At 30.9% G+C, this 9,113-nt stretch carries 12 protein-coding genes; 9 read left to right on the top strand and 3 right to left on the bottom strand.

Features of this window, described 5'->3' with window-relative positions; translation table 11 throughout:
- A partial coding sequence (locus ACI32A_RS05620; RefSeq protein WP_439754059.1) for a hypothetical protein occupies positions 1 to 231 on the top strand: 231 nt, incomplete at its 5' end.
- Here ACI32A_RS05620 and ACI32A_RS05615 read toward each other — a convergent pair.
- Entirely contained in the window at positions 203 to 1,087 is an 885-nt protein-coding gene (locus ACI32A_RS05615; protein WP_439754058.1) for an NlpC/P60 family protein, read from the bottom strand. The genes ACI32A_RS05620 and ACI32A_RS05615 overlap by 29 nt on opposite strands.
- A 125-nt stretch (positions 1,088 to 1,212) precedes the next feature.
- On the opposite strand from ACI32A_RS05615, the gene ACI32A_RS05610 reads away from it, so the two are divergent.
- From ACI32A_RS05610 to ACI32A_RS05585, 6 genes are all read left to right on the top strand, one after another.
- The gene (locus ACI32A_RS05610) at positions 1,213 to 1,506 is read left to right on the top strand and encodes a hypothetical protein (RefSeq protein ID WP_439754057.1); all 294 of its coding nucleotides are present in this window, start codon (positions 1,213 to 1,215) and stop codon (positions 1,504 to 1,506) included.
- 59 nt (positions 1,507 to 1,565) lie between these two features.
- Positions 1,566 to 2,117, top strand: coding sequence for an ECF-type riboflavin transporter substrate-binding protein (locus ACI32A_RS05605; RefSeq protein WP_439754056.1), 552 nt, complete (start codon positions 1,566 to 1,568; stop codon positions 2,115 to 2,117).
- 62 nt (positions 2,118 to 2,179) lie between these two features.
- On the top strand, positions 2,180 to 3,904 hold the full coding sequence (locus ACI32A_RS05600) for an ABC transporter ATP-binding protein (RefSeq protein ID WP_439754055.1): 1,725 nt from the start codon (positions 2,180 to 2,182) through the stop codon (positions 3,902 to 3,904).
- Positions 3,894 to 4,727, top strand: a complete 834-nt coding sequence (locus ACI32A_RS05595; RefSeq protein WP_439754054.1) for an energy-coupling factor transporter transmembrane component T family protein — start codon at positions 3,894 to 3,896, stop codon at positions 4,725 to 4,727. The genes ACI32A_RS05600 and ACI32A_RS05595 overlap by 11 nt, the downstream gene beginning before the upstream one ends.
- Before the next feature lie 12 nt (positions 4,728 to 4,739).
- Complete coding sequence (locus ACI32A_RS05590) at positions 4,740 to 5,597, top strand: SAM hydrolase/SAM-dependent halogenase family protein (protein ID WP_439754053.1); 858 nt, start codon at positions 4,740 to 4,742, stop codon at positions 5,595 to 5,597.
- A complete protein-coding gene (locus ACI32A_RS05585; RefSeq protein ID WP_439754052.1) occupies positions 5,590 to 6,432 on the top strand; it encodes an SAM hydrolase/SAM-dependent halogenase family protein in 843 nt (280 codons plus the stop codon). Before ACI32A_RS05590 ends, ACI32A_RS05585 begins: the two co-directional genes overlap by 8 nt.
- Before the next feature lie 11 nt (positions 6,433 to 6,443).
- Here ACI32A_RS05585 and ACI32A_RS05580 read toward each other — a convergent pair whose 3' ends face one another.
- Positions 6,444 to 6,782: a hypothetical protein gene (locus ACI32A_RS05580; RefSeq protein WP_439754051.1), complete on the bottom strand. Its 339-nt coding sequence runs from the start codon at positions 6,780 to 6,782 to the stop codon at positions 6,444 to 6,446.
- A gap of 19 nt (positions 6,783 to 6,801) precedes the next feature.
- Positions 6,802 to 7,284, bottom strand: a complete 483-nt coding sequence (locus tag ACI32A_RS05575) for a hypothetical protein (RefSeq protein WP_439754050.1) — start codon at positions 7,282 to 7,284, stop codon at positions 6,802 to 6,804.
- A gap of 344 nt (positions 7,285 to 7,628) precedes the next feature.
- Between ACI32A_RS05575 and ACI32A_RS05570 the strand changes: the two genes are divergently transcribed.
- Positions 7,629 to 8,000 carry a BlaI/MecI/CopY family transcriptional regulator gene (locus ACI32A_RS05570; RefSeq protein ID WP_439754049.1) on the top strand — a complete coding sequence of 124 codons (372 nt, stop codon included), beginning with the start codon at positions 7,629 to 7,631 and terminating at the stop codon, positions 7,998 to 8,000.
- Between the two features lie 149 nt (positions 8,001 to 8,149).
- The gene (locus ACI32A_RS05565) at positions 8,150 to 9,106 is read left to right on the top strand and encodes a M56 family metallopeptidase (protein ID WP_439754048.1); all 957 of its coding nucleotides are present in this window, start codon (positions 8,150 to 8,152) and stop codon (positions 9,104 to 9,106) included.
- Positions 9,107 to 9,113 lie beyond the last annotated feature (7 nt).

Below are 9,113 nucleotides of genomic sequence, written 5' to 3'. Positions count from 1 at the left end.
TTCATTTTTTTCTTCAGTTCTATTATTTTTTTGATTTTTAACTTAATGACATTGAAAATAAAGGATGCTTTTTTAAGTGCGTCCAAAATTCAAAAAGTTTTACAGTGGAAAACTCTTTTTTTTGCTCATTCAAATAGAAATAAAAAAAGGGGTGCTGTAACCCCTCGAATTTGTAAAAACTCAACTATTCGTTACAGCCCCTTTAGTGATTTACATGAATATAACCAATAAAAGGACTGGAACAAGAAACAGAATATAAAATCGTTGTATATCCATTCCATCCACCATGTACCGCTTGTCCATTGCCAACATATAAAGCGACATGTCCAGAATAAATACATATATCACCTGGAACTGGTGTGTCTGTCCATTCTCCCAAAGAAGCATATTCATAAGGTGCACCATGGAAATTGATTCCCACAGCTTTTAATGCGTTTGTGACCAGCATTGTACAATCCTGGTTTACACCGATTTGTGCTAAAGCCGCATCGGCAATTTTTTGATAGAAATTTGAATCACTGACTTTGATATTTACAGATTTCTTTGTTTCATTTCCGCTTTTGTCTGTACAAGAAATCTCAATAGGATATATTCCTTCTTTTGAATAATCAATGTCACCTGTAATAGAATAATCTAAGTCTTGATCTTGATTATCTGAAACTGTGATTTTTTCATCAAAATTAATTTCTTCATTTACATTGACTTCTAATACATCTTCTACTTCAATGACAGGAGAAACTGTATCAAAGTCATTGATATTAAAGTCAATGGTTTCAATTGAATAAGAAGGAAAACCTAAATCTTTTAAATGTGTATTTAAGTTTTTTTCATAAATTGTTGCCTGACAATTGATGTCTTCTTTCACTTCAATTGTATATTCATCATTTTCAAAAATGTGTACATCATTTTTTGTGGTAGAGTACATTAAATCTGATAAATCTTGTTTGAATGTCTGTTTTAAAACAGAAATCATTGTTTCTTGTCGTTTGCTTGTTATAGGATTAACTTCGTTGGCATGTACGGGACAAGTAAAGAAGAAAAGAAATTGGCTTAGTGCCATAGGCACAATCAAACCTTTTTTGTTCATAATTTACCTCCTTGCATGTGCAAATTGTCTATAATTTGAGCACACAACGTAGAGCATTTTAACAGTTTTAAAACGGAAAGTCAAATTTTCCCACAATTCCACATATTCCATGATAAAATAAGACTATGAAACGATTTATACAAAATTTTTGTGAAGGATTTTATGACGGAATCAAAAATAAAGATGAAATTAGTTATCAGCAAGTCGAAGATGTTTTTATGAAATTGATTCCTTCTATGATTCAGAAAATAATAATGGTTATTATAGCTTTACTTGTATCGATTCCATTTTTATGGAAATTTCAATTTCAAAATAAATTTAATTTATGGATTTTGGAATTGTTGTTGTGGATTGTATGGATTCATAATACTTTGGATTTAGAGCCATTTAAAAAATTAATGAAATCCATTCGCAAATAATTGAATTCAAAAACAAAACAATTTATAATCTAGATATATTTTTTAGGAGGAAAGAGAAAATGAAGAAAAGTTTGTTTTCAACAAAAACAATGGTTGCTACAGCTTTAGGAGCTGCCTTGTTTATGGTTTTATTTATGTTTGTTAAAGTACCAAGTCCAGTACCAGAAACAAATCTGCAAATCGCATATGGAATCTCAGCTTTCTTTTCAGCTGTATATGGACCAGTAGCTGGATTCTTAATTGCTTTTATTGGACATGCCTTATCGGATTTCCTATCATATGGATCTCCATGGTGGTCATGGGTTGTCGCTTCTGGAATCAGTGCATTGATTTGTGGATTGGCTTATTTTAAAATCAATACAGAAGGAAAAGTATCTTCAAAAGATTTATTAATCTTTAATATATTTGCGATTCTAGGATGCGCTATTGCCTGGATTGTAGTGGCACCTGTATTGGATATTGTCATTTATGGAGAACCTGTAAATTTAGTATTTGTACAAGGTGGAATTGCTTTTGTGATGGATGCCATTGTTTCTTGTGTAATTGGTTCGATTTTATTGATTACATATAGTTCGACTCGTTCTTCAAAAGGAAGCTTAACAAAAGAATAAAAAGATGGTCTGGTTTACAGACCTCTTTTTTTTGTCTTATAATAATAGACAAGGAGAACGTTATGGAAGATATTATTCAATTTAATCATTTTAGTTTTAAATATTATTCACAAGCCCAGCCCACTCTTCATGACATTCAATTAAATATAAAAAAAGGTGAAAAAATTTTAATTGTAGGACCAAGTGGATCTGGAAAAAGTACATTAACAAATTGTATCAATGGATTGATTCCTTTTGTTTATAAAGGAGATGTTCAGGGAAGTTTAGAAATTGATGGTCTTTGTATTGGAAATGGACAAGGAAAACCCGCTAAGTCTTTATTTGAATTATCAAAAAAAGTAGGAACGGTTCTACAAGATCCAGATGGACAATTTGTTGGTTTAAATGTAGCCGAAGACATTGCGTTTGCTTTAGAAAACGATAATACACCTCTAAAGGAAATGAAAGAACGCGTACAAAAAATTGCCCAAATCGTGGATATGCAAAATTTTTTGGCTAGTAATCCTTATGAATTAAGTGGCGGACAAAAACAAAGAGTGTCTTTAGCCGGGGTTATGGTCGATGATGTAGATATTTTATTATTTGATGAACCATTAGCCAATCTAGATCCAAAAACAGGGAAAGTAGCCATTGAATTAATTGATGATCTACATCAAGAAGGAAAAACCATTATCATAGTAGAACATCGATTAGAAGATGTATTGCATCGTCATGTCGATCGCATTGTTGTGATAGACGATGGTCGTATTACTATGGTGGGAACACCTGATGAAGTTTTATCGAGCAATATTCTACAAAAATGTGGAATTCGTGAGCCTTTGTATTGTACAGCTTGTAAATATGCCAATGTGAAGATTACACCAGAAATGCATCCAGAAAGTCTGGAAACATTAGAAATGGATTCCATTTCTTCTTCTCTACAAAATTGGTATGACAAGGTTCAAGCAAAGGAAGCTAAACAAAATTCAAATGTTGCCATGAAAATTGAAAATATAAGTTTTAGCTATGATGGAATCAAACCGATTTTATCACATGTATCGGCAAATATTTATCAAGGAGAAATGGTCAGTATCATTGGAAAAAATGGTGCCGGTAAATCAACTTTATCAAAGTGTATTGTTGGTTTTGAGAAACAAGATGAAGGAAATATTTATATTGATGGCATGGATTTATCAAAGCTTTCCATTAAAGAAAGAGCCGATCATGTTGGAATTGTTCTTCAAAATCCGAATCAAATGATTTCAAAGACCATGATTTATGATGAAATTGCATTGGGATTAAAAATTAGAGGATTTAGTGAAGAAGAAATTGAAAAAAGAGTAACACATGTCATGAAAATATGTGGATTGTCTCCTTTTAAAAAATGGCCCATCAGTGCATTGAGCTTTGGACAAAAGAAACGAGTTACCATTGCTTCTATTTTAGTATTAAATCCAAAAATCTTAATTTTAGATGAACCAACAGCTGGACAAGACTACTATCATTATTCAGAAATCATGGAATTTCTAAAGGAATTAAATGAACGAGGACAAACCATTGTTTTGATTACCCATGACATGCACTTGATGTTAGAATATACGCCTAGAGCTATTGTATTATGCAATGGAGAAAAAATTGCGGATCAAAAAGCCTATGAAATTTTATGCAATGAACAGATTTGTGAAAAAGCCAATTTAAAAGAAACGTCTTTATTTTCTTTAGCAAAAAAAGCCAATATTTCAAATCCTATTCAATTTGTAGAAAAATTCATTCAATTTGAGAAAGAAGGAAGAAACCATGAAAATTAAATTGTTTTCGTATAATCAATTGGATACATTTGTCCATAAATTATCTGGACTCACAAAACTGGTTTGTTTCTTATTATTAACTACAACTGTTATGTTGACCTATGATATTCGTATTATTTTAGCTATTTTATTGTTTTCTTATTTTTTGATGCATAAAGCACAAATTAAGTTTAAACAAGTCAAAACGATGTTTATTTATGTAGGAATCTTTTTGATTACCAATTTTATATTAACTTTTCTTTTTTCTCCAACATATGGATGTGAAATCTATGGAACCAAACATGTTTTATTTCCGATTTTTGGTAGATATGAAGTAACTTTAGAGCAATTATTTTATCAATGCACAAAATTTTTAAAATATTTATCCGTAATTCCATTGGGAATGATTTTCTTTTTAACAACCAATCCCAGTGAATTCGCATCGAGTTTAAATCATATTAAAGTTAATTATAAAGTCTGTACATCTCTTTCATTAACACTTAGATATTTTCCAGATGTACAAAGAGACTATCATACAATTTCTTTAGCACAACAAGCCAGGGGATTGGAAATGAGTTCGAAAGCAAAGTTACTGGATCGAATTAAGAATGTAGTAACGATTTTAACGCCATTGATTTTTACAACCATGGATCGCATTGAATTAATTACCAATGCCATGGAATTAAGAGGCTTTGGAAAAGGAAAGAAAAGAAGCTGGTATTCTTTTAAACCACTTCAAACCAAAGACTGGATCAGTATGCTTGTTTGTTTATTGATTTTTGTGTTTATGTTGTATATTCGTATTTTTGTCAACAAAAGTATGTTTTATAATCCATTTATATAAGGAGGAAAGAAAATGATTGATTATAATAAACCTATGCTGGTTTTTCAAACCGATTTTACATATAAAGAAGGCGCTGTCTGTGCCATGTATGGCGTTGTTAAAAGCGTCGATTGTACTTTAGAAATTATAGACGGAACCCATGAATTGCCACAATACGATACATGGTCTGCATCGTATCGTTTATATCAATCTATGAAATTCTGGCCCGAAGGAACCATTTTTGTTTCTGTTGTCGATCCAGGCGTTGGAACGAGTCGAAGAGCTTGTGTTGCCAAAACAAAAGATGGCTATTATATTGTGACACCGGATAATGGGTCTTTAACACATATCAAAAAATATGTAGGCATTGAAGAAGTACGTGAAATTGATGAAACAATCAATCGTCTACACGGAAAAGGAACTGAAGGTGTTGCGATTTTCCATGGACGTGATTTATTTGGCTATTGTGCAGCTCGTTTAGCTTCAGGAATTATTTCCTATGAACAAGTTGGAAAAAAATATCCAGTGGATGAAATTGTTTGTCATGAAATCTTAGAACCGAAACAAATTGAAAAAGGAATCGAAGGCATTTTTGAAATCAATGATCCGAACTTTGGAAACTTATGGACTAATATTTATTTAGAAGACTTTAAAAAAGCCGGATTTGAATATGGAGACTATGTAAAAGTAACAATTTATCATAAAGACAATATCGTATTCCAAGATAAAGTATTGTTCCATAAATCATTTGGAATGGCAAAACCAGGACAGCCAATTATCTACAACAATGAATTAATGAAAGTCGCATTGGCAGTTAGTGTAGGAAACTTCTGTGAAACTTATCATTGTTCCTTTGGATCGGAATGGAAAGTTGTGTTTGAACATGAATAAAACAATTGTACTGCAATCCGATTTTGGATTAGTGGATGGAGCGGTGAGTGCCATGGAAGGTGTAGCCCTTAGTGTTTGTGAAGACTTGAAAATTCATCATTTAACCCATGACATTACGCCATATAATATATTTGAAGCCAGTTATCGTTTATATCAAACCATTGAATATTGGCCAAGTGATGTTGTCTTTGTATCGGTTGTCGATCCAGGTGTAGGTTCGAAACGAAAAAGTGTTGTAGCACATACAGTAAATGGACAATATATTGTGACACCCGATAATGGAACTTTAACACACATTAAAAAATTTATTGGCATTGATAAAATCCGAGAAATATCGGAAGCCGTCAATCGAAGAAAAAATACCGAACAAAGTTTTACATTCCATGGACGAGATGTCTATGCTTATACAGCCGCAAGATTAGCTGCTGGAATTATTTCTTTTGAAGAAGTCGGAGAAGAATTATCGGTAGATCGCATAGTAGAACTTCCAATCACATTAACACAAGTCAGTGAAAACAGTGTGAAAGGATGTATTGATATATTGGATGTTCGTTTTGGCTCTTTATGGACAAGTATTAAAAGAGAAGAATTTTTCTTGTTGAATCCAGAATACGGAAAACGCTATGAATTAACGATCTACAACAACGATATGCTTGTCTATCAAAACCAGGTGATTTTTGGAAAAAGTTTTGCGGATGTTCGCATTGGTTCTCCTGTCATTTATATTAATTCTTTATATCGTGTTGGTATTGCGATTAATCAGGGATCGTTTGCTAAGGCTTACAACATTGGAGTAGGGGCACAATGGAGTGTTGAAATCACAAAAATAGACTAAAAAAGAAGCAGTTACATGCTTCTTTTTAATGTATCTATGATAGTTTGTGCTTCTTTCTTTTCTTCAAAATATGTTCCACGCTCATATTGAACAGGCTGACTGGAAATATATAAAGCCAGATGTGAATGATCTTTCATTTCAAAATCAATCCCAAAATAAAATTTAGGAAGATCTAACCATCCCATCTGTATTTTTCCATCTAAAACTAAATGCTTAAATGGATCCGTTTTCCCTTTATAACGAGCATCTTCACAAACAATAGACATCTTCACAATATCAGAAATAAGATAAGTACCTTTAGTCCCATCCAATATTGTAAAAGTATTATAATCAATCACAATATTTTTCATAATCAAATTCTCCTTTTTCTTAATCATACCATACTATGTCGTAAGGTTCACTTTCAATTATTTCTACTGTAATTTCGTCTGCAGGGGTTAAACTATATGGAGTTCCAGCATCGGATACTCTATATACTAATGTATAATTCACTTTATCACTGTACACTCCTTGAGCTGTTCTTGTAACTTGAACAACATAGGTTGCAGAACTTCCTGAATACGTTTTGCTAATTTGTCTTGGAACAACGGTACCGGTATTACCTAAAATTGTTGAAGTGATGGTTACTTGACTAAAAGATAAATCAGATATTGCATATATAACATCATTTGTATAACTGATTCCAGCGGTTGCACTAAAGGAATATCTTAAACTGTTATTTGTATAGTATGAACCACTTATTGGTTTTGAAATTAATTTTCTTCCTGAAGCAGCAAATGTCATACATGTAGAAATGGCAATAATCAATGTAAATGCAGATAAAATGCCGAAAATACGATTCTTTTTTTTCATAGTTGGTCTCCTATTGAAATTATCAAAGTAATAATATATAAACTACAATTATAAAAAAGGCCTTTTTCAGATTATTTCTTTTAAAATTTTAAATACCTGATTATCAAAAGTAATATATTAGAAATAATATAGAAGTAAAACTATTATAATAATAAAATACTCATATACATGGAGCTTTAACCTTTTTTATATGATTTTTATTTATATATCACCTTTCTTAAATTTAGATAACGCTATCCTTGATTTAATTATATATCGATTGTTAAAAAATGCAAGAGTTAATAATATAACATATCTTGCGAAGAAACATTTGCTTTGTTATAATTTGTAAGAAGGTGAGTACAATGGAATATACACAACTAACAAAAAGAGAAAACCAGGTAATGGATATTTTATGGAAAGAAAATCATAAAATGTCAGCAAATGAAATAGCACAAACGACAGAGGGATTAAGTATTTATACAGTTTCACAGGTTCTTCAGCATTTATTATCCATTGGATATGTGGAAGTATCAGGAATTGGTAAAAACAAAAAATCAATTGCTCGTTTATACAGTCCCTGTATTTCTGAATCGGAATATATAGCTTCTTTTATTAAGAAAGAAACATTTGAAGAATTGACACTTCATTTTATTCAAAACAATGATGACTTTGAATCCATTGAGAAACTGGAAAAATTAATTGCACAAAAGAAAAAGGAATTAGCTGATAAATAATGAATATAAGTATTTCTTCTTTATTTATAACTTTGTGTGTTTCTTTATTATTTATTCTTTTTTTCAGTTTCATATTAACACACGAAAAAAGTTATCATTTATTTCGAGCTGATTTATTATTTGTATTAGTTCTCGTAATTTGTTTGAGAATGATTTTTCCAATTGAATTTCCATTTACCAAAACCATTCCATTACCTGTTATCATGAATCCATTGATGGATTTTTTGAATTATGAATTATTGTCACAATTTAAAGTGATGTATGTTTTATTGTTCATATGGATAATTGGAATTGTGATTGGATGTATAAAATGGATTGGAAATATCATTTCTACAAAAAAAATAAAAAATAAAATGGTTCAGTATTCCAAAAAATACAAAATGTCCGAATTATTAAATCAAGAAATAAAACCAGATTATGATGTTTATGTATCAGATGGGATTCCTTCTTGTATGGTCATTGGATTTGAAAAATGTATTTTCGTACCAGAAATGGATTTTACACAAAATGATATTCAAAATATTTTACAACATGAGGCACAGCATCTAAAACAGAATGATATTTTGTTTAAACAAATAGTGAATCTACTTACTATTTTCTATTGGTGGTTTCCACCCGTTTACTGGCTGAAAAAGAATATCAATTTATATTTGGAAATTCGAGTGGATGAAAAAACAACAGATTCAATGAATGAAAAAGAAACATTGGAATATGCTCAGACACTAATCAGTGTTCAAAAGAAAATGATGGAAAATGATTCAAAAATATCAAAAGCTGTTTCAAGTAATATGATTGGAGAAAACAAGAATGTACTTTCGTATCGTGTGAATTATTTATTAAATAAACCCATTCATAAAAAAACAAATAAATTGCTTCTTTGTGTATTACTACTATTGCCATTTGTCGGTAATTCTATCATTTTTGAAGCCTATTTTGAACGATCCGAAGAATTAGAAGGAACATATGATCTTGAAGATTTAGTGGATGAATGTTATTTAGTTGAACATAAAGATGGAACGTATTCACTTTTTTTGGAAAATGAACTTTATTCTTTGGTTGATCCAACTGAATTCATTGAATCTGGAATGAAAATAGTTAAGGAGTGAAAATTAT

Source organism: Floccifex sp. (assembly GCF_051873555.1).
In the GTDB taxonomy this organism is placed as follows: Bacteria; Bacillota_I; Bacilli_A; order Erysipelotrichales; family Erysipelotrichaceae; genus Floccifex.
Note: the sequence above shows the minus strand (reverse complement) of the source record. Positions and strands in the feature narration are given on the sequence as shown.

What these genes read in the sequence shown, in the direction of transcription:
- ACI32A_RS05580 (WP_439754051.1), bottom strand. Translation starts at nt 6,782, where the DNA reads ATGAAAAATATTGTGATTGATTATAATACTTTTACAATATTGGATGGG.
- ACI32A_RS05565 (WP_439754048.1), top strand. Translation starts at nt 8,150, where the DNA reads ATGATTTTTCCAATTGAATTTCCATTTACCAAAACCATTCCATTACCT.
- ACI32A_RS05590 (WP_439754053.1), top strand. Translation starts at nt 4,740, where the DNA reads ATGATTGATTATAATAAACCTATGCTGGTTTTTCAAACCGATTTTACA.
- ACI32A_RS05575 (WP_439754050.1), bottom strand. Translation starts at nt 7,284, where the DNA reads ATGAAAAAAAAGAATCGTATTTTCGGCATTTTATCTGCATTTACATTG.
- ACI32A_RS05595 (WP_439754054.1), top strand. Translation starts at nt 3,894, where the DNA reads ATGAAAATTAAATTGTTTTCGTATAATCAATTGGATACATTTGTCCAT.
- ACI32A_RS05585 (WP_439754052.1), top strand. Translation starts at nt 5,590, where the DNA reads ATGAATAAAACAATTGTACTGCAATCCGATTTTGGATTAGTGGATGGA.
- ACI32A_RS05570 (WP_439754049.1), top strand. Translation starts at nt 7,629, where the DNA reads ATGGAATATACACAACTAACAAAAAGAGAAAACCAGGTAATGGATATT.
- ACI32A_RS05610 (WP_439754057.1), top strand. Translation starts at nt 1,213, where the DNA reads ATGAAACGATTTATACAAAATTTTTGTGAAGGATTTTATGACGGAATC.
- ACI32A_RS05600 (WP_439754055.1), top strand. Translation starts at nt 2,180, where the DNA reads ATGGAAGATATTATTCAATTTAATCATTTTAGTTTTAAATATTATTCA.
- ACI32A_RS05615 (WP_439754058.1), bottom strand. Translation starts at nt 1,087, where the DNA reads ATGAACAAAAAAGGTTTGATTGTGCCTATGGCACTAAGCCAATTTCTT.
- ACI32A_RS05605 (WP_439754056.1), top strand. Translation starts at nt 1,566, where the DNA reads ATGAAGAAAAGTTTGTTTTCAACAAAAACAATGGTTGCTACAGCTTTA.